Origin of the sequence: Acinetobacter sp. AS23, assembly GCF_023612055.1 — a bacterium.
Taxonomy (GTDB): domain Bacteria; phylum Pseudomonadota; class Gammaproteobacteria; order Pseudomonadales; family Moraxellaceae; genus Acinetobacter; species Acinetobacter oleivorans.
On record NZ_CP082274.1, the window covers coordinates 1,505,369 to 1,529,111 of the forward strand.

General features: G+C 38.7%; 21 protein-coding genes. 12 read left to right on the top strand and 9 right to left on the bottom strand.

Annotated features, from left to right (window positions below):
• Positions 1-44: 44 nt before the first annotated feature.
• On the bottom strand, positions 45-1,220 hold the full coding sequence (locus tag K6I41_RS07050; RefSeq protein WP_151988598.1) for a benzoate/H(+) symporter BenE family transporter: 1,176 nt from the start codon (positions 1,218-1,220) through the stop codon (positions 45-47).
• 186 nt (positions 1,221-1,406) lie between these two features.
• Here K6I41_RS07050 and K6I41_RS07055 point away from each other — a divergent pair, with 186 nt between their 5' ends.
• Positions 1,407-1,880: an Lrp/AsnC family transcriptional regulator gene (locus tag K6I41_RS07055; RefSeq protein ID WP_004791690.1), complete on the top strand. Its 474-nt coding sequence runs from the start codon at positions 1,407-1,409 to the stop codon at positions 1,878-1,880.
• A gap of 51 nt (positions 1,881-1,931) precedes the next feature.
• Here K6I41_RS07055 and leuE read toward each other — a convergent pair whose 3' ends face one another.
• The 3 genes from leuE to aceR form a co-directional block, all read right to left on the bottom strand.
• On the bottom strand, positions 1,932-2,582 hold the full coding sequence (gene leuE, locus K6I41_RS07060; protein ID WP_034591201.1) for a leucine efflux protein LeuE: 651 nt from the start codon (positions 2,580-2,582) through the stop codon (positions 1,932-1,934).
• Positions 2,583-2,655: 73 nt separating this feature from the next.
• Positions 2,656-3,645, bottom strand: a complete 990-nt coding sequence (tal, locus tag K6I41_RS07065; protein ID WP_151822813.1) for a transaldolase — start codon at positions 3,643-3,645, stop codon at positions 2,656-2,658.
• A gap of 131 nt (positions 3,646-3,776) precedes the next feature.
• Entirely contained in the window at positions 3,777-4,670 is an 894-nt protein-coding gene (gene aceR / locus K6I41_RS07070) for an HTH-type transcriptional regulator AceR (protein ID WP_060466579.1), read from the bottom strand.
• A 90-nt stretch (positions 4,671-4,760) separates the two neighbouring features.
• On the opposite strand from aceR, the gene aceI reads away from it, so the two are divergent.
• Positions 4,761-5,195 carry a chlorhexidine efflux PACE transporter AceI gene (gene aceI / locus K6I41_RS07075; RefSeq protein WP_005073799.1) on the top strand — a complete coding sequence of 145 codons (435 nt, stop codon included), beginning with the start codon at positions 4,761-4,763 and terminating at the stop codon, positions 5,193-5,195.
• A 65-nt stretch (positions 5,196-5,260) separates the two neighbouring features.
• Here the strand turns inward: aceI and K6I41_RS07080 are convergent, their stop codons facing one another.
• Positions 5,261-6,832 carry an acetyl-CoA C-acetyltransferase gene (locus tag K6I41_RS07080; RefSeq protein WP_250375496.1) on the bottom strand — a complete coding sequence of 524 codons (1,572 nt, stop codon included), beginning with the start codon at positions 6,830-6,832 and terminating at the stop codon, positions 5,261-5,263.
• A gap of 235 nt (positions 6,833-7,067) precedes the next feature.
• On the opposite strand from K6I41_RS07080, the gene K6I41_RS07085 reads away from it, so the two are divergent.
• From K6I41_RS07085 to K6I41_RS07095, 3 genes are all read left to right on the top strand, one after another.
• Complete coding sequence (locus K6I41_RS07085; protein WP_060466581.1) at positions 7,068-8,459, top strand: 3-oxoacyl-ACP reductase; 1,392 nt, start codon at positions 7,068-7,070, stop codon at positions 8,457-8,459.
• Positions 8,460-8,533: 74 nt separating this feature from the next.
• A complete protein-coding gene (locus K6I41_RS07090; protein WP_250375497.1) occupies positions 8,534-9,388 on the top strand; it encodes a MaoC family dehydratase in 855 nt (284 codons plus the stop codon).
• A 71-nt stretch (positions 9,389-9,459) separates the two neighbouring features.
• A complete protein-coding gene (locus tag K6I41_RS07095) occupies positions 9,460-10,719 on the top strand; it encodes a serine hydrolase domain-containing protein (RefSeq protein ID WP_250375498.1) in 1,260 nt (419 codons plus the stop codon).
• Positions 10,720-10,762: 43 nt separating this feature from the next.
• On the opposite strand, the gene K6I41_RS07100 is transcribed toward K6I41_RS07095, so the two are convergent.
• A complete protein-coding gene (locus tag K6I41_RS07100) occupies positions 10,763-11,341 on the bottom strand; it encodes a TetR family transcriptional regulator (protein ID WP_250375499.1) in 579 nt (192 codons plus the stop codon).
• A gap of 125 nt (positions 11,342-11,466) precedes the next feature.
• On the opposite strand from K6I41_RS07100, the gene amvA reads away from it, so the two are divergent.
• The 5 genes from amvA to K6I41_RS07125 all read left to right on the top strand — a co-directional run bounded on the left by amvA (position 11,467) and on the right by K6I41_RS07125 (position 20,445).
• Positions 11,467-12,945 carry a multidrug efflux MFS transporter AmvA gene (amvA, locus tag K6I41_RS07105; RefSeq protein ID WP_250375500.1) on the top strand — a complete coding sequence of 493 codons (1,479 nt, stop codon included), beginning with the start codon at positions 11,467-11,469 and terminating at the stop codon, positions 12,943-12,945.
• A gap of 257 nt (positions 12,946-13,202) precedes the next feature.
• A complete protein-coding gene (gene cpaA, locus K6I41_RS07110) occupies positions 13,203-14,984 on the top strand; it encodes a metalloendopeptidase CpaA (protein WP_250375501.1) in 1,782 nt (593 codons plus the stop codon).
• 22 nt (positions 14,985-15,006) lie between these two features.
• Complete coding sequence (cpaB, locus tag K6I41_RS07115; RefSeq protein WP_250375502.1) at positions 15,007-15,639, top strand: metalloprotease secretion chaperone CpaB; 633 nt, start codon at positions 15,007-15,009, stop codon at positions 15,637-15,639.
• A gap of 123 nt (positions 15,640-15,762) precedes the next feature.
• On the top strand, positions 15,763-17,892 hold the full coding sequence (locus K6I41_RS07120) for a DNA polymerase III subunit gamma/tau (RefSeq protein WP_250375503.1): 2,130 nt from the start codon (positions 15,763-15,765) through the stop codon (positions 17,890-17,892).
• 324 nt (positions 17,893-18,216) lie between these two features.
• Complete coding sequence (locus tag K6I41_RS07125; protein WP_192454025.1) at positions 18,217-20,445, top strand: phosphocholine-specific phospholipase C; 2,229 nt, start codon at positions 18,217-18,219, stop codon at positions 20,443-20,445.
• A gap of 47 nt (positions 20,446-20,492) precedes the next feature.
• On the opposite strand, the gene K6I41_RS07130 is transcribed toward K6I41_RS07125, so the two are convergent.
• Together K6I41_RS07130 and K6I41_RS07135 are read right to left on the bottom strand one after the other, a co-directional pair.
• Positions 20,493-20,927 (bottom strand): acyl-CoA thioesterase, encoded by a 435-nt coding sequence (locus tag K6I41_RS07130; protein ID WP_031983137.1) that lies wholly within the window; start codon positions 20,925-20,927, stop codon positions 20,493-20,495.
• The gene (locus K6I41_RS07135; protein ID WP_250375504.1) at positions 20,927-22,084 is read right to left on the bottom strand and encodes an iron-containing alcohol dehydrogenase; all 1,158 of its coding nucleotides are present in this window, start codon (positions 22,082-22,084) and stop codon (positions 20,927-20,929) included. The genes K6I41_RS07130 and K6I41_RS07135 overlap by 1 nt, the downstream gene beginning before the upstream one ends.
• A 349-nt stretch (positions 22,085-22,433) precedes the next feature.
• Here K6I41_RS07135 and K6I41_RS07140 point away from each other — a divergent pair, with 349 nt between their 5' ends.
• Positions 22,434-22,745, top strand: coding sequence for a YcgJ family protein (locus K6I41_RS07140; RefSeq protein WP_192454023.1), 312 nt, complete (start codon positions 22,434-22,436; stop codon positions 22,743-22,745).
• A gap of 64 nt (positions 22,746-22,809) precedes the next feature.
• Here K6I41_RS07140 and K6I41_RS07145 read toward each other — a convergent pair whose 3' ends face one another.
• The gene (locus tag K6I41_RS07145) at positions 22,810-23,280 is read right to left on the bottom strand and encodes a winged helix-turn-helix transcriptional regulator (RefSeq protein WP_192454022.1); all 471 of its coding nucleotides are present in this window, start codon (positions 23,278-23,280) and stop codon (positions 22,810-22,812) included.
• Positions 23,281-23,342: 62 nt separating this feature from the next.
• Here K6I41_RS07145 and K6I41_RS07150 point away from each other — a divergent pair, with 62 nt between their 5' ends.
• On the top strand, positions 23,343-23,570 hold the full coding sequence (locus tag K6I41_RS07150; RefSeq protein ID WP_013197442.1) for a tautomerase family protein: 228 nt from the start codon (positions 23,343-23,345) through the stop codon (positions 23,568-23,570).
• Positions 23,571-23,743: the final 173 nt, after the last annotated feature.

Below are 23,743 nucleotides of genomic sequence, written 5' to 3' on the forward strand. Positions count from 1 at the left end.
AAGCGTTCATAGCATTGAAAAAGGCGCTATGAACGCTTTTTTTATTAACTTTTTTTGACTTTAAATTTAAGTACTAAAAACACAATAAGACCGACAATAAGTCCCCAAAAGGCTGAGCCAATACCAAAAAATTGAATGCCCGAAGCACTGCATAAGAAGGTAAATAATGCAGCTTCACGGTCTTCAACAGGACCAAAGGCAAGCGCAATGTTATGGCTAATGGTTCCAAGTAATGCGATACCAGCTAAAGCTACAATAAAGATATGGGGAAAAGACATGAGCAAGCTTGTCAGTGTTGCTGCAAATAGTCCCATCAATGCATAGAAAAAACCAGAGCTTATGCCAGCAATATAGCGTTTACTTGGGTCAGGATGAACTTGATCGTCAAGGCATACAGCTGCACTAATCGCAGCAATATTAACGCTATAGCAACCAAAAGGTGCAAGCAAAACTTGGGTTAAACCTGTCCAGCCAATGAGTTGGTTAACATGCGGTTTGTAACCATAACTTTTGATCATGGCAATACCGGGTAAATACTGCGAAGCCATACTAATCACAAAAAGAGGTAAGGCTAAGCCTAAAAGAGCCGACCAGCTAAAGACAGGACTAATCCAAACAGGTTTAGCCAAAGACCAGTGAAGCGTAGGCATATGAAAGTCTAAAAATACAGGGCAGAGCACAACACCAGCAAGAGCTGTGAACACGATGCTATAACGCGGCCATAATCTTTTTGTAATGATATAAATGACGAGTAAAGATAAAACGAATGTCCAATCATTTTGTAAACTTGCGAAAAGTGAAATACCAAATTTAAGTAAAACGCCTGCAAGCATGGCACTGGTCAAGCTTTGCGGAATATATGAAAGTGCTTTTTGAAAAATTCCAGAAAAACCTAAAATCGCTGTCAGTACACCAACCACTAAAAAAGCACCAATTGCTTCATTTATGCTATATCCACCGCCAGTTGCAATAATTAAAGCGAGACCAGCGGTTGACCATGCAGTTGCTACAGGGTATTTAAATTTCCACGAAAGAATAAGTCCTGATAAACCAAGACCCAAACCTAAAGCCCAAAACCATGAGGTGATTTGTTCAGGTGAAGCACCTAAAGCTTGGGCAGCCTGAATTACTAAAATAGCCGAAACACTAATACCAATAAGAAAGGTAATGAAACCCGCGAATACGGCTGGAATAGAAAAATCTTGAAGAATCTTTTGCATAGCTAAATGTTCTAAATCCCTGAAAAATTAATATGTTTCTGCCTTTGCTTTCAGCTCGCTAAATCTAACAATTTTTTTAAAGAAGGTGCTTTCTATTTTTAGTCTAAAATGGAAATAATATTTTTAAAATATTGAATAATGATATTATTCCTTCCATAAATAACACTAAATTTGGAATATTGTTTTATGGAAGAGCAAGCTGAAAATTTATCACCACTCGAATTGAAAATTATGCGTGCATTACAAGAAAATGGACGCTTAAGTAATGCCGAATTGGCTAAGCTCGTAGGCATAAGTACGTCATCTTGTTGGAATCATACTCAGCGTCTTTTTAAGATTGGGGCAATTTTAGATGTACGCGCTAGGATCAATCCAAGCATGGTGCAGCGTGATACGGTGGTACTCGTTGGTGTGGTTTTAGACCGCTCAACCCCAGACAGCTTTCAGGCATTTGAACAAGCATCAGGTGATTTGGAAAATGTTTTAGAGTGCTATCTGGTGGCGGGAGAAGTCGATTATTTTCTAAAAATTCGTGTTAAAGATTTAGCTGCGTTTAACCGATTCCATAGTGAAAAGATTATTGCTTTACCTGGAGTAAGACAAGTCAGAACATTTTTTGTGCTCAATGAAGTTAAAACAGATGGAATGCTGGCATTTTAACAGCTCATCATGTTTTAACTTTATAGTGCAAAAACCGATAGGTAAAGATGATTAGATTGTTGAGGTTGCTAGTTTTAGACCAAATCCGAAGAATAGAATTCCGACTAAAAAAATACTACTTGCTGCAATTTTATGGTTTTGTTTAAAAAATGCTGAAAGTTTAATTCCAGAGAAGATTAATGCCGTTAAATAGCTAAAACTAATCATCTGCAAAATAACCGCTAAAATTAAAAAGCTTAGAGCGGGATAGGCATAGTCGGGTTCAACAAATTGAACAAAGAAAGATAGGAAAAATAAAATCGCTTTAGGGTTGAGTAAACTAATACTAAGTGCTGTTTTATAAGGATGAACTTTATCTAAAGCAGGTAAATCAGCCATTTCTGGTTGTGGTTGATTACGTTGTTTCCAGCGTTGAATACTGCCTTGTAAGAGTTTAAAGCCTAAATAAGATAGGTAAAGTGCACCTGTTAATTTAAGAATAACAAATACCCATGGAAATGCTTTAAGTAGAGAGGCTGCTCCTAGTACGGTACACAGCATTAAAATGAGATCACCAGTAAAAATACCTAATGCGCCCATATATCCGGTTTTAATCCCGTAACGTGAAGCAATTGACATCACATATAGAGAGTTGGGTCCTGGCAATAACACAATTAGGAATGTACCAATAATATATGTTGTTATATCTGTTATGCCGAACACGAGAAACCCAATAAAAAACCGATTTTTGCCATGATAACAAAAATCGGTGATTTTGTATGAAAAGTGCAGTTTTTTAAGGTTTAATTTCCGCATCAATTCCGAAAGATTGACGTAATAAAAAACTTAATTGGTCACGGGCTTTAATAAAGCCATCAACACCACCTTGTAAAAGTTGGAATGCCATTAAGTCATGATTAAGTTCATCTTTAAAACTTTGTTCATTTTGAGCTGGTCTAACAATAGCCTCTGCTTGCTTTGATTTAGTCGCATCAAGAGCTGCATCAACTGTACGTGTATCTTGCTCAAGCTGAGTAAGTAGACCAGGAGAGATCGTTAGCAAATCACATCCTGCAAGTCCAAGCACTTGATCAATGCTACGGAAGCTCGCACCCATCACTTGAGTTGGAATATTTTGCTGTTTGTAGTAAGTGTAGATTTTTTTAACTGAAACCACACCCGGGTCTTTTTCGATTGGGTAAGCGTCTACACCTTCGGCTTTTTTGTACCAGTCTAAAATACGGCCTACAAATGGTGAAATTAAAGTTACTTTAGCATCTGCACATGCCTGAGCTTGGTGCAAACCGAAAAGGAGAGTGAGGTTACAAGCAATCCCTTCAGCTTCAAGTACTTTAGCAGCTTGAATACCTTCCCAAGTTGACGCGATTTTAATCAGAATGCGTGACTGATCAATACCATAACCTTTGTAAAGTTCACATAATTCATGGGCTTTTTGAATGGTGGCTTCAGTGTTGTATGAAAGGGCAGCATCAACTTCTGTAGAAACTCGGCCTTCAATGAGTTTTAAAATTTCTACGCCAAATTTTACAGTCAAAATATCAATGGTTCTTTCGATTAACTCATCGTTGCTATAGCCTTCTTCTTTGGCTTGATAATAAGCATCTTCAATCAGCTCTTTACTTTCAGGTTGTTCTGCTGCTGCCGTAATTAATGAAGGGTTTGTCGTGGCGTCTAATGGACGAAATTTACGAATTGCATCAAGGTCACTACTATCGGCAACAACGGTCGTTAATGTTTTTAATTGGTCAAGTGCTGTATGAGTCATTGATATTCAACATCTTCAGTAATAAATCTTATGTTTTCTTTTATAGCACAAAGTCTATTCATGCTGTCGATATATCAATTGTTATATTTCAAAGAAAAACGTTTAGGTTCTGCATCTCAATTGAAATAATTTTAAGGAACCTGCTGCATTCGTTGCTTACGGATATATTCAATTAGAAATCTGGCAGCCGCACCGAGTTCACTTTCACGGCTCCACACTAAGTCGACGTAATATTCAAATCTTGGCGTGAAATCTAATAAATCCAATACTTTAAGCTTGTTTTTTAGTTCAGGGTTTTCTTTAAACATTTCTTGAGGAAGAACACCCCAACCTAGATTGCGTAAAATCATTAAACAAGCAGAGTGGTGGTTGTCTGTACGCCAGTAATGTTTCGAAAATAGCAATTCAGGTTTTAAAGTCTCATCTCGACTTGCAACTACAATTTGTCGTGTAGTAAGGATTTGTTCATAAGAAACCTGATTTTGACTTGCGAGGGGATGGCTATTTGAAATAACCGGAATTAAAGCCTCACGTTTAAGTTCTACAAATTGTTCTCTGTTATCTAGGTGTTCGCGTTCAAACATGAGTGCTAGTTGGGCAGAGCCATCTAATAACATTTGAAGTGCATCTTCTTGAGGGGCAGACACAATATTAATTTGTAAGTCTGGAAAACGACTTTCTAAAAGACAAATATAGTCGGTCCAATTGGTGTGTAAAAGTTCAGAGACAATCACAAGAGTTAAATTGGCTTCTAATCCTGTACTTAACGCGTGAGCATGCTGTTTCCATTGATTCATCTCAATTAAAAGCTGAGATGTCTTTTCGTATAATACCCGTGCTTCGTCAGTAGGGATGGGTTCACGGCCTTTACGGTCAAATAAAGTCAGGTTCAGATCAATTTCTAAGTTGGCAATAGACATGCTTACAGCCGAAGGAACTTTTCCAAGTTTACGTGCTGCTGCTGAAAAAGAGCCGGTTTCAATCACGGCCTGAAACATGAGTAGTTGTTCTTGATTAATATTCATCTGTCAAAAAAACTGAAAGAACCTGATTGGATTAATCAATATTATAAAAATAAAATGCACATTATCCAAGTTATTATTGAGTATTTAAAAATGTTGATTTCCAAGAGAAGGCTCATTCATGCAATCAGTTATGAAGGAATTTTATTGGTCATCATTGCGATTGCATTAAGTTTTATTTTTGATATGCCGATGGACGTAACCGGAACACTCGGTGTGTTTATGGCAGTTGTTTCAGTTTTCTGGAATATGATTTTTAACCACTATTTCGAAAAAGTAGAGCATAAATATAATTGGGAAAGAACGATCCCTGTACGGATTTTACATGCGATTGGTTTTGAAGGTGGCTTGTTGATTGCAACAGTACCGATGATTGCATATATGCTCCAGATGAGTGTCATTGATGCACTTATTTTGGATATTGGTTTAACTTTATGTATTTTGGTTTATACCTTTATTTTCCAGTGGTGTTATGACCATATCGAAGACAAATTTTTCCCTGATGCTAAAGCAGCATCACTTCATTAAAAATTAAGTTATTAAACTAAAAAAGCACCCATCAGGGTGCTTTTTTTTAAAGGTGAATAGTAAAATTATTTCTCTACGATTGCTACAACGCCTTCACCACCTGCTGTACAGATTGAGATTAATGCGCGGCCTGAACCTTTTTGATTAATCAATTTAGCAGCAGTTGCCAAGATACGACCACCAGTTGCAGCAAATGGATGGCCTGCACCTAAAGATGACCCATTTACGTTCAGTTTAGAGCGATCAATTGAACCTAAAGGTGCATCTAAACCAAGACGTTCTTTACAGAACTTTTCATCTTCCCAAGCTTTCAATGTAGACAACACTTGAGATGCAAATGCTTCATGGATTTCGTAGAAATCGAAATCTTGAAGTTTAAGGTTTGCACGCTTAAGCATACGAGGCACTGCATAAGCAGGAGCCATTAACAAACCTTCTTTAGGGCCGTTTTTACCAATGAAGTCCACAGCTGCTGTTTCAGAGAAAGAAAGGTAAGCTAAAACTTCATGACCGTTTTCTTTTGCCCATTCTTCAGAAGCAAGCAATACAACAGAAGCACCGTCAGTTAACGGAGTTGAGTTACCTGCTGTCATTGTTGCAGTTTCGCCTTTACCGAAAACTGGCTTCAATTTAGCAAGTTTTTCAACTGTGCTGTCTGCACGTAAGTTGTTATCACGGTTAAGACCTAAGAATGGAGTGATTAAGTCGTCAAAGAAACCACGTTCATACGCAGCAGCAAGTTTTTGATGGCTGCTTGCAGCTAACTCGTCTTGCGCTTCGCGAGTAATACCCCATTCTAAAGCAGTAATTGCTTGGTGCTCACCCATTGAAAGGCCAGTACGTGGTTCACCGTTGCTTGGTGCATCAAGAAGCTTTTTAAAATCAATTTTTGTTAATGCTTTAAGACGGTCTTTACCAGTCTTAGCAACATTGAGTTCAAGTAAAACTTTACGTAAACCATCACCTACAGCAATCGGCGCGTCAGAAGTTGTGTCTACACCACCTGCAATACCTACATCGATTTGACCAAGTGCAATTTTGTTTGCAACAACAAAAGCTGCTTGTAAACCTGTACCACAAGCAATTTGAATGTCATAAGCAGGAGTTTCAGGAGCAAGATCTGTGCTTAATACAACTTCACGAGTCATGTTGAAGTCACGGCTATGTTTTAAAACAGCACCCGCAACGACTTCACCAATACGCTTACCTTGTAAGTTAAAGCGCTCAACCAAACCATTCAATGCTGCTGTCAGCATGTCAGAATTAGACGCTTTAAAATAAGCAGTATTTGAACGTGCAAATGGAATACGGTTGCCACCAATAATTGCAACGCGGCGAACAGTGTTTTGGCTCATGGTTTTATCCTGTTGAACAGAAGTTTTGGTTTTTGTTGCTTTTGTTGCTGCAACTACATTATTAGAAGATGTAGATGGGGTTGCTGTAGCAGCGCTCTTATTACGAGGGCTACGTGCAGGTGCAGTCGTTGAACGAGTACGTGTCGTTTTTGGAGTATTAGTTGCTGCTTTAGGAGTTGTGCTGTTACGCTTAGCCGTGTTAGAAGCCGGCTTTGATGTATTTGACACTTTTTCCTCAGCAGAATTCTCGACTGCTGGATTTTCTTGAGTTGTCTTGCTCATAAGGCTTTTCCAAGCATATTAACGATATTCTTATAAGCTACATTAACACAATTCAAATAGACCTGTATTGACTAGAATGACATTGTAGATAGCATTCAGGTCAAGACATCCAAAGATGAACTCAAGTATGATTTGGAGTAACTCTAATGAACGACTGATTTCATATTGTTGCTATTCATCTCATAACATAATGAAGCCTGTCGTAGAAAATTCATTTCTTTGAGAGATAATAATCATGACTGATCAATACCAAGCATTTACACAATCTCCTATTGGTAAATTTGTTGTTAAAAATCTGGGTTTACCATCACCAGTTGCATTAGAGCGTTTTGAAAGTGCTCAGCCAGTAGTGAATGGTGCAGTATTGGTTGGCGCAGCGCCGTCAAGTGTATTGTCTGGTGCGATTGCACAAGTACTTAGCAATATTCATGCTGACAGCTATGTAGGCAATAATGTTGCATTACAGCAAGAAGCTGCAAAAGTTGGTTTAAATTTACGCCCATTCAATGCGGGCGACAAAGAATCAAAATTCAAAGCAGTAGTATTTGATGCTTCTGGTATTCAAAACTCAGAACAGTTAAACGAACTTTATAAATTCTTTAACCCGATTGCACGTCAAGTTGCGACTTCTGGTCGAGTGATTGTGATTGGTACAACTCCTGAAACTGCAAAAACTGTAAAACAAGCGATTGCTCAGCGTGCACTTGAAGGCTTTATCAAATCTGTAGGTAAAGAATTTAAAAAGGGTATTACTGCTCAAGTTGTCTATGTTGATGAAGGTGCTGCTGCAAACCTTGAATCAACTTTACGTTTCTTGCTTTCTCCACGTTCAGCTTATGTGTCTGGTCAAGTTGTTCGTGTGTCTAAAGCAGATGTGGTTGATGTTGATTGGGCAAAACCGCTTGCTGGTAAAACTGCATTAGTAACTGGTGCGAGCCGTGGTATTGGTGAGGCAATTGCACATGTGCTTGCACGGGATGGCGCTCATGTTATTTGTTTAGATGTACCACAACAACAAGCTGACCTTGACCGTGTGGCTGCTGACATTGGTGGTTCTACATTGGCAATTGACATTACTGCTGCTGATGCGGGCGAAAAAATTAAAACTGCTGCGGCAAAACAAGGCGGTTTAGATATTATTGTTCATAACGCAGGTATTACACGTGACAAAACTTTGGCAAACATGAAGCCAGAGCTTTGGGACTTAGTAATTAACATTAACTTGTCTGCTGCTGAACGTGTAAATGACTACTTGTTAGAAAACGATGGTCTAAATGCAAATGGTCGTATTGTTTGTGTATCATCTATTAGTGGTATTGCTGGTAACCTTGGTCAAACAAACTATGCTGCATCTAAAGCTGGTGTGATTGGTCTAGTTAAATTTACTGCGCCTATCTTAAAAAATGGTATTACCATTAACGCAGTAGCACCGGGCTTCATCGAAACACAAATGACTGCTGCGATTCCATTTGCAATTCGTGAAGCTGGTCGCCGTATGAACTCAATGCAACAAGGCGGTTTACCTGTTGATGTAGCAGAAACAATTGCATGGTTTGCATCAACTGCTTCTACAGGTGTAAACGGCAACGTTGTACGTGTATGTGGTCAAAGCTTGTTGGGCGCTTAAGCACTTTTAGCTAAAAAGGGGTGCTTGTGCATCCCTTTTTTATTCAAGAATCTATAAATTATAAAAGGTTAGGTATGAATACTCGTCATTTTAGCCAGCTACCAAAAGCGGCATTAGCTTACCCAAAAGTGGTACAAGGTTTAATTTTTAAAAAGCCGAAAGGTCCAAAAATCTTACCGCAAGTTGAATATGTAGTAGATACTCTAGAAATTGATCAGAGTCATCTCAAAGCTTATAACGAAGTATGTAGCTTTCAAAATAATGGCTTTGTACCGGCAATTTATTTGGCTGTGCTTTCTCAAAGTTTGCAAATGCACATGATGACAGCAGAAGCCTTTCCATTTCCGATTTTAGGTTTAGTTCATATCCGTAACCAGATTAAACAAACCAGACCAATTGGTGTGACTGAAAAACTAACCTTGTCATGCAAATTTGGGGAATTAAAACCGCATGATAAAGGTGTTCAGTTTGACTTTATTACCACGGCAAAAGTTGGCAATGAAGTGGTGATGGAAGGCTTAACGACTTATTTATCTCGCCAAAAAGTCGAGAAAAGAGTTGGTGAGAAAGCCAAAGAAGAACAAGCGCCAGCTTATGTTCCAAAGGCAGAGTGGGATATTTTAGAAAACACAGGCCGCCGTTATGCGAAAGTGTCTGGTGATTTTAACTTAATTCATATTCATGCTATTACAGCAAAAGCATTTGGCTTTAAGCAAGCCATTGCACATGGCATGTGGAGTAAAGCTAAAGCACTAGCGAACCTTGAATTACCAAATGCTTATGAAGCAGATGTGTGGTTTAAGTTACCAATGTTCCTACCTTCAAAAGTTGAGTTTTTAACTGCCAATGCAGATAAAAAGACTGATTTCTTGATTCGTAATGCGAAATCACAAAAACCGCACGTTGCAGGAACTGTAAAAGCATTATAAAAATATCAGCAGCCTGAACAGATGTCTGGGCTGCTTTTGAGCAAAATAACAAAAAATGCAAGGAACTTCATGTGATTAAAGAGATTTTACTGGCCGATACCCATAACTATCACGGTATTTTAGATGAACGTTTTATTGATTTAGCCCACCAATTTAGCCGTCTTCAAGATGCTAGAACAGGACAAGGTGGAGCTGCATTAGCGGTTTATTTTAGAGGCCAGAAAGTTGTAGATATCTACACCGGTCTAAAATCACAAAATGAAGCATGGCAACCTGACACTTTGGCTGTTTGCTACTCTACAGGTAAGGGTGTACTTGCAACTTTAGCGCATATTTTAGTAAGTAAAGGTTTTTTAGAATACGACAAACCGATTGCGACTTATTGGCCTGAGTTTGCTCAAAATGGTAAAGAGCAAATGACTTTGCGCCATGTTCTAAGCCATCAAAGCGGCATGTTTGATGTTCGAAATATTATCGAAAGTGCGAGGGAAATGCTCGACTGGTCACATATGTTAAATGTGATGGCGGCGACTAAGCCTAGATTCCTTGCAGGAGAGGGCAATGCTTATCAAGCTTTAACATTTGGTTGGCTGGTGAGTGGTGTACTTGAAAAAGCAACTGGTCAATCTTTAGATGAGCTCATGCAAAAATATCTCGTTGAGCCTTTGCAGTTAGACGGCGGTTATTTTGGTACGCCTGCAAGTGAGCTAGACCGTGTAGCACGTTTAATAATTCAACCAAAACCAGAAAAACCAGCGGCTACCCAAGTTGAAAAACCTAAAAAGCCTCAAGCACGCAAAAGTTCACTTTCTGAAAAAATGATTACATGGACGGGGCAAGACCCGCAAGATTTTCAGGATGCGATGATTCCAAAAGGAATGAAGCATTTTAGTTTCTTTAGTGATGAAGGATTGCAAGCAGTCATTCCAGCGGCGAACGGTACGTTTACTGCAAATAGTCTTGCTAAAATTTATGCAATGCTGGCAAATCAGGGTGAATGGGATGGACAGCAATTTATTCGCCCAGAAATATTTAAAGAGCTCAGTACTATTCAAAGTTATGCACGTGATCGTGTCATGCCAATTCCGATGAATTGGCGTTTAGGATATCATCGCATTATTACCATGGGTAAACGCGCTAAAAATGGCTTTGGGCATATTGGTTACAATGGTTCAGGGGCGTGGTGCGATCCTGAGCGCGACCTGAGTTTTGCCTATACTCATAACTTTCAAATTGGTTCAATCACGGGTGATTACCGTTTGTGGGGGCTTACTCAAGAAGCCTTACGTTGCACTGACCAAATTTTAAAAGGCCGTAAAGGTTGGTTCTAATTTTAGTGTAAGCTGGTATTCTAATGAATGCCAGCTTCTATATTTATAATAATTCTAGGCGAATAATTGCTTCAGTATGACGCTTAAAGTCTTCTTCAGCTAAACCTTGTAAACCAAGTTGATAAATACCTTCTAATCCGCATACAAAGGCAATGAGTCGCCAAGCTATGTCTGTTGAATTAGATATATTTTTAAATTCACCTTCTTTTTTACCACATTCAATTGCTTGCACAATTGTTTGATGCCAATTCTGCATGGCAAGGTTATAAGCCTTTCGTATTTCCGCATCTTGTTCAATTAAGAGTTCAGCCTCATTCCATAAGCGTAAGTAGGGCTGAAGTCTATCTATGTTTTCTGCGCCTAATAAGATGAATAGCCTTTGAAATTGGCTAGTGGTTTTTAGAGTTTGTTCAATTTCATCAAGCTGTTCCATGAGCTTTAAAAAAGCTTCAGCTTTTAAATGAGATGCCGACGAAAAGTGGTGGTGAACTTGTCCGGTAGAGGTTTGTGCTTCTGTTGCGATTCGGCGTACCGTCATGGCTGTAAAACCTTCAGCCAAAGCAACTTGCATGGCTGCTTGCAGAATCATTTCTCTGCGTTGATCGCGATTAAGATAGGCCATGTTTCTTTCACCTGACTGAATTCGACACAAATTACATTAAAACTAAAAGTTGGACAAGTGTCCAATTGTGTATATAATAACCATGATTTGAACACGTGTCCAAGTTTTGGATATTGAAGAGCGTTATGCAAAAAAAATGGTTAATCCTGACAATTATCGTCCTTATATATTTACCAGTTACGATTGATGCAACGGTGATGCATGTTGCAACACCGACTTTAAGTGAAGCATTGAATTTAACTGCCAATCAGCTTTTATGGGTCATTGATATTTATTCACTGATTATGGCGGGTTTGATTTTGCCGATGGGTGCACTTGGTGATCGTATTGGCTTTAAAAAATTATTATTTATTGGAACTGCAATTTTTGGAATCGGTTCTCTAGCTGCGGCCTTTTCTCCAACAGCTTACGCGCTAATTGCTTCCCGAGCAGTTTTAGGTTTAGGGGCAGCGATGCTTATTCCTGCCACTTTATCAGGTATACGTAATGCCTTTACCGAAGAAAAGCAGAGAAATTTTGCACTCGGTCTTTGGTCTACAGTGGGTGGTGGTGGAGCAGCTTTTGGTCCATTGGTTGGTGGTTTTGTGCTAGAACACTTCCATTGGGGAGCTGTATTCCTCATTAACATTCCGATTATTTTAGTCGTTCTAGTCATGATCGCGATGATCATTCCAAAACAACAAGAGAAAACTGATCAGCCAATTAACTTGGGGCAAGCTTTAATTTTGGTTGTAGCCATTTTAAGCCTCATCTATTCAATCAAATCGGCGATGTACAACTTCTCGGTACTTACAGTCGTGATGTTTGTGGTGGGTATAAGTACTTTAATTCACTTCATTCGAAGCCAAAAAAGAATGACCACGCCAATGATTGATCTGGATTTATTTAAACATCCAGTGATTTCTACCAGCATTGTGATGGCGGTGGTTTCCATGATTGCTTTGGTTGGCTTTGAATTACTCTTGTCTCAAGAGTTGCAGTTTGTGCATGGGTTTTCTCCATTACAGGCAGCCATGTTTATTATTCCATTCATGATTGCAATTAGTTTAGGTGGCCCATTAGCTGGTATTTGCTTGAATAAGTGGGGGCTTAGACTTGTATCAACTGTTGGTATTTTAATAAGTGGATTTAGTCTATGGGGGCTTGCCCAGCTTAACTTTTCGACCGATCACTTTTTAGCGTGGACGTGTATGGTCTTTTTAGGCTTTAGTATTGAGATTGCCTTACTGGCTTCAACTGCTGCGATTATGTCATCTGTTCCACCACAAAAAGCAAGTGCAGCAGGTGCGATTGAAGGTATGGCCTATGAACTTGGAGCTGGTTTAGGCGTCGCTATTTTTGGGTTAATGTTGTCTTGGTTTTATAGCCGCTCAATTATTTTACCAGCAGAGCTTCCATCGAACTTAATTGAAAAAGCGAGTATCTCGATTGGTGAAACCATGCAATTAGCTTCTAAGCTTGAAAGCCCTTTGGGAGGGCAATTAATTGCAGTTGCTCAGCAAGCTTTTAGCTATGCGCATAGTTGGGTACTCACTATTTCAGCTATTTGTTTCTTCCTTTTAACTGTATTTGTCTGGTTTAGCTTTCCTAAGAAAGTAAACTAAAATAAAGGGTAAAAAGAGAGATTTATCTTTCTTTTTACCCTCAAATGTCTTTTTTAATATTTTCTTTATAATAAATTTAGTTATTTAATTCTCATAAACAACCCATTCTTTAATAAATTTCATGTTTTTATTTCAAAATGATTCAATATTCATGTAATTGAAATTTAATGAAAAATTGATTGATCGAAAATTGACTGTAAAAAAATGGTTTGTTAACCTGCTATTCGAAAATCTAAAAACAAATAAAAGAGGCCGCTGTGAATTTTAAATTAAAAACATCACTCATTATTGGAGCAATTGTTGCGTCTTCACTTGTGTATGCCGCAACTGTACTTTCACCAAATCAGAATAATAATAGTGGATCAATACCATCTGGTTATTCAGATCTAGAATTTTCTTTAGCAAATGGGAATTGGGTCAAAAATCTCTCTTTACCGGCACGTGCTAATAATTCGGACAAGATTACAGTTCGTTCTAGTGCCGCCTATAGTAGTTATTTAGATACTTCTAATACGAATATTCCGTTAGAAGTATTGAAGATAAATAGCGGAGATGTTTATCAATTCATCTTTAATAGCAGTCAAAATAAATGGATTGCTCAGTTAGCGACGGTTAGTCCTACCAATGGTACTAACTATGAGGTTGTACCTTTAACAACCGCATCAATGCAAAAAGTACTCATTCAAAATGACAAATGGGCACAAACCATTGCTTTACCAAGTGACGTACGTGACGGAACAACCGTACAAGTTGTTTCTACAGCAAGTGCAAGCTCAGAGATTGATAAAACAAATTTACTTTTCCCGAGCAGTTTTACATTAAAAAATGGTTCGGAATATTGGTTTAAATATTATTCTGCTTTAGGAAAATGGGTTCCAGAATATATAAAACCTCAGAAGCTAAATGTTCAGCAAATCGGAACATCTTTAGCCGCGGTAAGTAGTCCGCTTACCGAAATTGCATTTGGAGATGGGAACTGGGTTTCCAATTTTACTTTGCCTACCACTGCAAGTGATCGAGATAGAATTATTATTAAGTCTACAGCGACTTGGTCTGCAAAAATTAATAATACCAACATTAATAGCCAAGCGACCTTAACACTTAAAACAGGCGATCAATATGAGTTTATGTATGTAAGCGACAAAGGATATTGGCAGCTGATCTCTTCACCAACAAAGGTGATTGATTCATCGGCAACAATCCCTACAACTTTACCGAATATGACTCAGCCCACTTTAAAGGTGAAACTGTCTACATCAAATTGGCAGCCAACCTTGCAGCTACCCGCTAAAGCTCAAGTCGGGGATAAGGTGGTTATTGTGTCGAATGCGTCGGCAGACACCTATATTAATGCCGCTAATGGCTTATCTACTGCAATTAAAAATGGTGAAAATCGCCGTTTTATTTACACCGCTCAAGGTTGGACAGTAGATAGTTATACAATTGATATGTTGTTAGTTTCTAGTCCAGAAGTAAATACAATTTTAGGTGAGAGCGCTGCAAAACTTAGAATGATTGAAGGCGTAAATTTAACAAATTTAACTGCTGAAAATTCGAATGCACGTTTTTACTTAAGAGATGTGGGCTATTTAACTTATAAAATCCCTGCTACTACTTTAAAAGAAGCAATTTCGACTGGACGAGATGACACGACGGTACAAAATGAGCGAAAACGTGTATTGGCAGACGGTGTTTATTATCAAGGTAATGAACCTGGTGACGGTGGCTGTGGTTGGGCTTGGATCAATGCTTCTGCATATAATATGATTGGTGCAAATGATATTGCAGGTTGTTCTTTTGCCGCTATGCGCCATGAAGTCGGGCACAATCTTGGTCTGTACCATAATGGTTCAACCAATATTGGCTCAGGCTTTGCTCATCCGTTAGGAAGCACCGCAATGGGTGGCAATAATATTAATTTTTATTCGAGTCCATACCTATACAACCCTAAATATGGTGTACGTTTAGGGGAAGAAGGAAAAATTGATGCTGTCAGCGTCATTAACCTGAACGCACAGAAAATTTCTCTATATAACTAATCTCTATTTTTAGCTGTAAATAATGAAGAAAAATAAATTGTTAATAGGAACTGCTATCGCTTGTGTGGCGTTAGCAGTTTTAATCTGGTTTGCTTTTTCACAGCAAAGCTCTTCTGCTTTAACGTCGCCTTTAGAAAGTCGACAAGAGTCTGGGCCAAAAGTGGCAGATCGTCAGAATGAATTTGCTCGTCAAAATATGCTGAATTTGAGTCCATCAGAAAAGGAAAAGTTGTCTCAGCAACAGATTGTTTTTAATGAAATAGAAAAAGATCAGCTTCCTTCTAATGTTAATTTTCCGCTACTTAAAAATGCTAAAGGTATGATCATTAAATATGATCCAAATGTGATTGAACTTAAAAAAGTGGGTGACACTGTTAAGTTTCAAATGTTGGAATATGACATTAATCGCACAGGGAAAATTGTAGAGATCGAACCTGTTGACCAAGATATTGTTCGGTGGACTGGAAAATTTGATCAGGGCGATCCAAATCAGAATTTCTTTACCATTACTCAAAGTCAAAAAGACCATTATACGATCATGCAGATTTTTACCGAGAAAGGAAATTATTCGGCTGAAATTAAGGATGGTGTAGGGCTAGTGCAAACCATGGATGAAGGTGTAACTGATCAAGAGCTTCATCATGATCATCCTTAGACAAATAAATGGTTCTGGTAGAGAAAAGAAGTCAGTTCGCAGTTTATCTGTACGGATATGAGCTTTATGCGTTCACACTCTTTTAAAAACAAAGTATGCTTATGCCTGTAAAAAGGAGCATACATGTATCAAGTACTTGCTAGAAAATACCGTCCACGTAACTTCAATGAGTTAGTGGGACAAAACCATGTTTCTCGTGCATTAAGTAGTGCATTGGAACGCGGTCGTCTGCACCATGCTTATTTATTTACAGGAACGCGTGGTGTAGGTAAAACTACAATTGCACGTATTTTAGCCAAGTGTTTGAACTGCGAAACAGGTGTGACTTCAACGCCGTGTGAAGTCTGTGCAACGTGTAAAGCGGTAAATGAAGGCCGTTTCATTGACCTGATCGAAATCGATGCTGCTTCAAGAACAAAAGTAGAAGATACACGTGAACTTTTAGACAACGTTCCTTATGCGCCAACGCAAGGTCGTTTTAAAGTTTATCTGATTGACGAAGTGCATATGCTTTCTACGCATTCTTTTAATGCGTTATTAAAAACACTAGAAGAACCACCAGAACACGTTAAGTTTCTGTTTGCTACGACTGACCCACAAAAGCTACCGATTACGGTCATTTCACGTTGTTTGCAATTTACTCTACGACCTTTGGCCGTCGATGAAATTACCAAGCACCTTGGCGCTATTCTTGAAAAAGAGCAAATTAATGCTGATCAAGATGCAATTTGGCAAATTGCTGAATCTGCTCAAGGTTCATTACGTGATGCCTTATCTTTAACTGACCAAGCGATTGCTTATGGTCAAGGTTCTGTACATCATCAAGATGTTAAAGAAATGCTTGGCTTGATTGACCGTACGATTATTTATGATTTGATTTTAGCGATTCATCAGAACCAACGTGAGAAAGTAAGCCAGCTTCTATTGCAATTTAGACATCAAGCTCTAGATGTTTCACTTGTGCTTGATCAGTTGATTTCAACATTGCATGAATTAGCAATTTTGCAATATCTACCTGATTTGAGTTTGAAATATAGCGATGAAATCAATCGCAAAATCATGCAACTGTCTAAGCTGATTTCTGCGCAAGATTTGCAGCTTTATTACCAAATCGCATGTAAAGGTCGTTCAGACTTGCAACTTGCTGTAACGCAAGAGCAAGGTTTTGAAATGTGTGTTTTACGCTTATTAGCATTCCGTCCTTTAGCGCCAAATGAAATTTTAGTATCAGAGCCTGTTCAACAAAATGGACAAGCAGTGGTGATGAATCACCAAGTCCAGCAACAAGTTCAAGATATTGCTCCTGTAAATGCTATTCAGCCTGTTGAAGTTATTAGTCAACCCGCTATGGTTAAACCTGAACCTGAACCTGAACCTGAACCTGAACCTGAACCTGAACCTGAACCTGAACCTGAACCTGAACCTGAACCTGAACCTGAACCTGAACCTGAACCTGAACCTGAACCTCAGTCTAATCAGGATTTAATGGTATTTGATCCAAATCATCATGAGTTGATTGGGCTTGAGTCAGCCGTTGTTCAAGAGACGGTTAGTGTTATTGAAGAAGATTTCATTCCGGTACCAGAACAAAAGTTAGTACAAGTTCAGGCAGAAGTCCAAACTAAAAATATTGAACCTGAACCAGCTTTCACTGCTGAACCTATGGGTTTATTTGAAACGCCTAACGCTGAATTTTCGTTGGCCCAAGATACGCCTGATCTTGCTTCTGAACCTGTTATTGAACAACAGTCATTTGTACAAGCCGAAGTAATGGTTCAAACAGAAACAGTTGCCATTGTAAAAGAGCCTAGTGCAACTGATAACGGTCAGTTGATGCCTCAAGATATCTTGAAGCTTTCTCCTCAAGTTTTGGAAGGTGAGTGGACACTCGAAAAGTGGGAATATTGGTTTAGAAATAGTCAGCTTTCTCCAGCCGTTCAAGAACTTGCTCAACATGGTGTGATGACTGGTGAAATTGGTGGCAATACTATTTTCCATATTCCTCAAGAATATGAAAATATGCTGACCCAATTGCAGCAAGGCCTTATTGATGCATTAAATGAGCAATGGCCGAATACTCAATTTACAGTTGAATATGGTGCTTTGAATACATCTACTCCCTATACCATTCAAAGTGCACGTAAAGAAAAAGCCTTTCACCGAGCAGCCGAGCTATTACAGCAACAGCCAGTTATTAAGAGTCTCATAGAAACTTTTGATGGCGAGCTACAAAATATTCAATTAAAGCCTTAGATTCATCTGATTTTTGATCTGGTGCAGAATATGAAAATAATAGACTTTTCATATTTTTCACTGGATTGAAATATTGGGGTCATGCCACTGTCATTGTACTTTTCTATGTTAGCCATTTTAGATTTTAAATGGATTGTACATAGCAATGAAAAGGCAATGCTCAGGAATAACTTCTTTTAAATATTCATATTTTTTATTAATCGGCGCGATTCTGCTGAGTGGTTGTAACGACTCGGTAAATGATAATTCAAATACAACAGATACAGGGAAAAAACCTGTAATGCGCTGTGCTCCATAAACTTAAATAATAAAAAGAACCTAATCATGATTACACGTCGTAAATTTTTAAATTACTCTTTAAATATGGGTTTTGGTGCTGCGGCATTGGCAGCGTTCCCATCTAGTATTCAAAAAGCTTTAGCAATTCCTGCAAATAATAAAACTGGAACCATTCAGGATGTTGAACACGTTATTATTTTAATGCAGGAAAATCGATCTTTTGACCATTACTTCGGAACATTAAAAGGCGTTCGAGGGTTTGCTGATCGTTTTACGATTCCTTTGCCAAGTGGCCGCCGTGTTTGGGAGCAGCTTAGAAGTAATGGGCAAGTTCTAACGCCTTTTCACTTAGATGGTACAGCCAATAATGCACAGCGTGCAGATGGTACTCCGCATACGTGGAACGACAGTCAGTTGGCGTGGGACAATGGGCGTATGACGAATTGGCCAGCCCATAAAACTGATATATCCATGGGTTATTTTAAAGAAAAAGAAATTCCATATCAGTTTGCACTCGCCAATGCCTTTACGATTTGTGATGCCTACCATTGCTCTATGCACACTGGAACAGATGCAAACCGTTCTTATCATTTAACGGGTACAAATGGTGCAACACCGACCAAGCGTTCATTTGTAAACAATGAGTGGGACTGGATTGATGGTAATCCAGCTACGGCAGATCGCGGTTATACATGGAAGACTTATGCGGAGCGTTTAGAAGAAGCAGGGGTAAACTGGATTTGTTATCAAAATATGCCGGATGAATGGGGCGATAACATGCTTGGGGCATTTCGTTCATTTAGAAAGGCGAACATTGCTTCTGGTTATCCGGTTGCAAGTGGCGGCGAACCGAATAAACCTTATGCGGATACGGGCCAAAAACTACCATACAAAGCCTATGATGCTGCAACGGATAATGCCAAAAATCCATTATATAAGGGCATTGCAAATACGCTACCGGGCAATAAACCAGAAGAATATCTTGACGCTTTTAAACGCGACATTCGTGAAGGGAAGTTACCTCAAGTGTCTTGGATTAATGCACCATCGATTTACTGCGAACATCCTGATCCTTCAAGTCCTGTCCAAGGGGCATGGTTTATTCAAGAAATTATTGATGCATTAACTGCTGTGCCAGAGGTTTGGAGTAAAACAGCACTCATTATCAATTTCGATGAAAATGATGGTTACTTTGACCATGTACCGTCACCATCAGCACCATCTCGACTCAAAAATGGCCAGTACGCAGGCAAATCGACATTAAGCAGTGCCGATATGCAGGATGAATATTTTGACCACGCAGCGCCTGAAGGAAGCCATTCTCAGCCTACCCCTGATGGACGAGTTTATGGTCCGGGCCCTCGTGTTCCGTTATATGTGATTTCACCTTGGAGCCGTGGTGGTTGGGTGAATTCGCAAGTGTTTGACCATACGTCTGTGCTCATGTTTTTAGAAAAACGTTTCGGTGTAAAAGAGCCGAATATCAGTCCATACCGCCGTGCAGTGTGTGGTGATTTAACCAGTGCGTTTAACTTTAAAACACCAAATGCAGATGTTTTACCGCAGCTGAATGGTAAACAAACACGTATGCAGGCCGATGAGCTAAGAGAAAATCAAGAAGCTTTACCAGCTGTTCCTGTACCCACGGATATAAAGTTACCGATTCAGCAAAGTGGTATACGTCTGTCGCGTGCGCTACCTTACGAGCTGCACACCAGCGCGCGCTGTAAAGCCGATGGTAAAGTGCAATTGATTTTCTCTAATACGGGGAAACAGGCAGCAGTTTTTCATGTCTATGACAAGCTCAACTTGGATCGTATTCCAAAGCGTTATATTGTTGAGCCGAATAAGACTCTAGATGATGAATGGGACGCTTTTAAAGATAATCTAGGTCGTTATGACCTATGGGTACTTGGTCCAAATGGCTACCATCGTCACTTCAAAGGCGACACTCAACGTATGCTTGATAGTGGTGTTAAACCTGAAATTCGAGTGTGCTATGACATTGCCAATGGCGATGTTTATGTTGAACTCGTGAATGATGGAACTAAGGATGCAATATTGACGGTAAAACCTTGTGCATATCGACAAGATGCGCCTTCACAATTTACCGTAAAAGCGGGTCAAGTCGTTAAGCAACATTGGGCTTTGGCCGATGTCGGGCATTGGTATGATTTTGAAATCACCAGCCAGAGTGATCCGTATTATTACCGACGTTTTGCTGGCCGAGTTGAAACGGGTGAAGACTCTTTTAGTGATCCCGCAATGATGTAAGTTTAGGTGGGCAAAAAGAAAAGATCATTTTCTTTTTGCCTCGTTTTTTATAATAAATAACTTTTTAAAGCTTCACGAACTGACTCAGAAATGGGCACAGTCTTACGCGTTTCACGATCTACAAACACATGCACAAAATGTCCTTGAGCTGAGGCTTGATCTTGGCCTTGTTTAAAGATCGCTAATTCATAACGTAGAGAAGTCGTACCAATTTTACCAATCGCAACACCTACTTGAATAATTTCTGGAAATGATAACTCTTGTAAAAAGCTACACGCTGAATCAACCACTAACCCAATTGATTTTGCTTCATGAATATCAAAACCTGTTTTTTGAATGAGTAAAGCATTGGCTGCTGTATCAAAGTAACTATAGTAAGTCACATTATTCACATGACCATAGATGTCGTTATCTGCCCAACGCGTTTGAATGTCTAAAAAGAACTTAAATTGATCTCGGTTTTTTAAAACTGGTTTAGTCATTAATGAATCGCCTGATAAATTGCCAAAGCAGCGGCTTCTGTCATGTCTCGTGGGTTATTTTGTAGTAAGCGAGTTTGCAACATAGCATCTTGAGCAAGTCGGGGTAAACTCGACTCATCAATACCCAAATCTCTAAGTTTTAAGGTCAAGCCACTACGGTCTAAGTGGTTCTGCATATGGTCAATGAACAGATCACACAAGCCATCAGTGCTGCCATTGCTATATGGGTCTAACCATTGCATAAGCTCTGCATAGTATTTTTTTGCATTCGGCGCATTAAATTTTAAAACTTCAACCAGAACTAAGGCATTGGTATGTCCATGCGATAAATGAAAATGTCCACCCAATGGGTAAGCTAAAGCATGTACAGCGGCAACAGGCGAGTTTGCAAATGCTTGACCTGCGAGCATTGAACCGAACAGCATGTTTTGACGTGCTTCTAAATCATTACCATCTTTAAGAACTTTCGGTAAGTTATGGTTTAGTAGCTTCAAAGCATTCTTAGCTAAAATATCGGTGTATATATTCTTCTTGTATTTAGATGTATATGCCTCAATAGCATGTACCATCGCATCAATACCTGTTGCAGCAGTAATATGTGCTGGAAGGTTTTGAGTAAAAGTAGCATCAAGAATCGCAGTGTCTGCGTACAGTACTGGAGAGACAATCCCCATTTTTGTTGTCTCGCCAGTCGTCACAATTGAAATAGGTGTTACTTCTGAACCTGTACCAGCTGTGGTCGGAATTAAAATAAGTGGAAGGCGAGCTGTGGTGACTTGGTTTACGCCATACATGTCTTGCAAACTTTGAGTCTGGTCGGGGTGGGCGAGTAAAGCGATTACTTTTGCAACATCTAAAGAACTACCACCACCAAAGCCAATAATGGCATCTACATTTTGCTGCTTTGCATAATTGGCTGCATCTAAAACAACTTGTTCTGGTGGGTCAGCCTGAACATCTGCATAAATGACATATTCAATATTGAGCGTATCTAAAATTTGAAGAATGGGCAGGTGTAATTGATTTTTGACCATGCCTTCATCTGTGACTAGCAATAGCTTACGGTAAGCTTTTGAAGACAAAATATGCTGTAATTCTTGTATAGAGCCTAAGCCAGAGATGATATTTGGAACGGTTTGAAATTGAAAATGGCTCATATACATTATTTCCTTATTTTTGAAAATTATTGTTGAACGGTTCTATAAGATTCAATCTTTAAATAACTTAGCATAAGACACCTTAAAATAAAGTAGTTCTGGGGCAATTATGTTGAGTGTTATATGAGATACTCACTACTTTCATGCGGTCAGAGTCAGACGATAGACGGAGATCATGCAAGTAATTTAAAAGATCATCGAAAGGTGGGCTTTTTGTTATTTATAGGGTTCTGTAGATTTTCCTGAAGGCTGCTAATTCATATAATGTCTTAACAATTTATAATTTTATTCGGTTCAAAAAGTGAAAATTTCTAAAACTTTACTTAGTGTTATTGGATGCACTTGTTTCATGCTGAGCTCCGCAGTAATGGCTAAAACTAGCTCTAGCGTCTATTCACCAAAAAATGGTGTAATTTGTGACAAATATATTTGTGCTGACAAGAAGGGTGTATCTAAAAAACTTACAGCCAAATACTTAGGAACTCACAAAGCCAACAGAGCATTCTCTCAAGGCGATTTTGATACTTCAGCATTTACACTCTCAAATGGTGTGTTCTGTGATACCAAAACGAAACTATGCCATGTCGATCGATATTTTGAGAATGGGCACCGTAGCAAGATTGATAGAACTATGACTGATAAACTTTTTAAAAATAAATGATTTTTGTCTTCATGTTGCTTAAAAGCCCATAATATTTGGGCTTTTTTTATATCTAAATAAAAAGTTATTCCTTATTTCTGCGAGGAATGAGTTTCAGTTCCAGATTATTAAGATCTATGACTTGATTAGATGAATCAACAAGCTTTAATTTGAGTTGATCATCTGAATTCTTCTTAAAAACTTTCACAGCATCTTTATCTGTTTCAATAAAATTACTACCAGATTCAAGCATAGCAAGCAAAACAATATTTAGACTTTTACCTTTTTTTGTGAGTAAGTATTCTTTGCGCTCTCGTACACCCACTTCCTTATAAATTGATAGTTCAAATATCTCTAATTGGATGAGATGTTTTAGACGATTAGATAAAATTTGCTTCGATATACCTGTATTTTCTAGAAAATCATTAAATTTCGTTACGCCGTAAAAAGCTTCTCTCAACAATAGGATCGTCCAACTATCGTTCAATATCTCAGCAATTTTGAAGATTCCACACACATCTACTGAAAATCTCTGATCTGGAATAATATTTGACATTCTAGGGAGCTCCAATTAACATGGGTCTATAATTTAGACCTAGACTTAATTCAGGTAGCATTATGCCATTTATAAATATACAAACTATAGAGGGTTTACTAGATAAAGATAGTAAAGCCGAGCTTTTTAAACGAATAACAGATTTATTTGTAGAGATAGAAGGAAAGGGAAATCCAGCTTTTCAAGAGCATGTCTGGATTCGAATTGATGAACATCCACCTGAACAGTGGCAATTAGGTAGCTTAAGGCCAACGAAGGAAATGATTGAGTTAATTAGTACAGTTAAATGATTGTTTTGAGCCTTTTACTAAAGCTGTATTAGTAAATCATAAGTTGTACATTAAGTAGTTGCTATCCTGTTTTAGGATTTAAAGCTCATATAATTATTAATAATGTGAGTGTCTGCTTTGCTGTAAAAGCTCTCTTCGGAGGGCTTTATTATTTTATTCAAAATTAGTAGGTC

Bases quoted from the DNA above. Each gene is read 5' to 3' on its own strand.
- K6I41_RS07050 (WP_151988598.1), bottom strand. From the start codon at position 1,220: ATGCAAAAGATTCTTCAAGATTTTTCTATTCCAGCCGTATTCGCGGGT.
- K6I41_RS07055 (WP_004791690.1), top strand. From the start codon at position 1,407: ATGGAAGAGCAAGCTGAAAATTTATCACCACTCGAATTGAAAATTATG.
- tal (WP_151822813.1), bottom strand. From the start codon at position 3,645: ATGACTCATACAGCACTTGACCAATTAAAAACATTAACGACCGTTGTT.
- aceR (WP_060466579.1), bottom strand. From the start codon at position 4,670: ATGAATATTAATCAAGAACAACTACTCATGTTTCAGGCCGTGATTGAA.
- aceI (WP_005073799.1), top strand. From the start codon at position 4,761: ATGTTGATTTCCAAGAGAAGGCTCATTCATGCAATCAGTTATGAAGGA.
- K6I41_RS07080 (WP_250375496.1), bottom strand. From the start codon at position 6,832: ATGAGCAAGACAACTCAAGAAAATCCAGCAGTCGAGAATTCTGCTGAG.
- K6I41_RS07085 (WP_060466581.1), top strand. From the start codon at position 7,068: ATGACTGATCAATACCAAGCATTTACACAATCTCCTATTGGTAAATTT.
- K6I41_RS07090 (WP_250375497.1), top strand. From the start codon at position 8,534: ATGAATACTCGTCATTTTAGCCAGCTACCAAAAGCGGCATTAGCTTAC.
- K6I41_RS07100 (WP_250375499.1), bottom strand. From the start codon at position 11,341: ATGGCCTATCTTAATCGCGATCAACGCAGAGAAATGATTCTGCAAGCA.
- amvA (WP_250375500.1), top strand. From the start codon at position 11,467: ATGCAAAAAAAATGGTTAATCCTGACAATTATCGTCCTTATATATTTA.
- cpaB (WP_250375502.1), top strand. From the start codon at position 15,007: ATGAAGAAAAATAAATTGTTAATAGGAACTGCTATCGCTTGTGTGGCG.
- K6I41_RS07120 (WP_250375503.1), top strand. From the start codon at position 15,763: ATGTATCAAGTACTTGCTAGAAAATACCGTCCACGTAACTTCAATGAG.
- K6I41_RS07125 (WP_192454025.1), top strand. From the start codon at position 18,217: ATGATTACACGTCGTAAATTTTTAAATTACTCTTTAAATATGGGTTTT.
- K6I41_RS07130 (WP_031983137.1), bottom strand. From the start codon at position 20,927: ATGACTAAACCAGTTTTAAAAAACCGAGATCAATTTAAGTTCTTTTTA.
- K6I41_RS07135 (WP_250375504.1), bottom strand. From the start codon at position 22,084: ATGAGCCATTTTCAATTTCAAACCGTTCCAAATATCATCTCTGGCTTA.
- K6I41_RS07140 (WP_192454023.1), top strand. From the start codon at position 22,434: ATGCTGAGCTCCGCAGTAATGGCTAAAACTAGCTCTAGCGTCTATTCA.
- K6I41_RS07145 (WP_192454022.1), bottom strand. From the start codon at position 23,280: ATGTCAAATATTATTCCAGATCAGAGATTTTCAGTAGATGTGTGTGGA.
- K6I41_RS07150 (WP_013197442.1), top strand. From the start codon at position 23,343: ATGCCATTTATAAATATACAAACTATAGAGGGTTTACTAGATAAAGAT.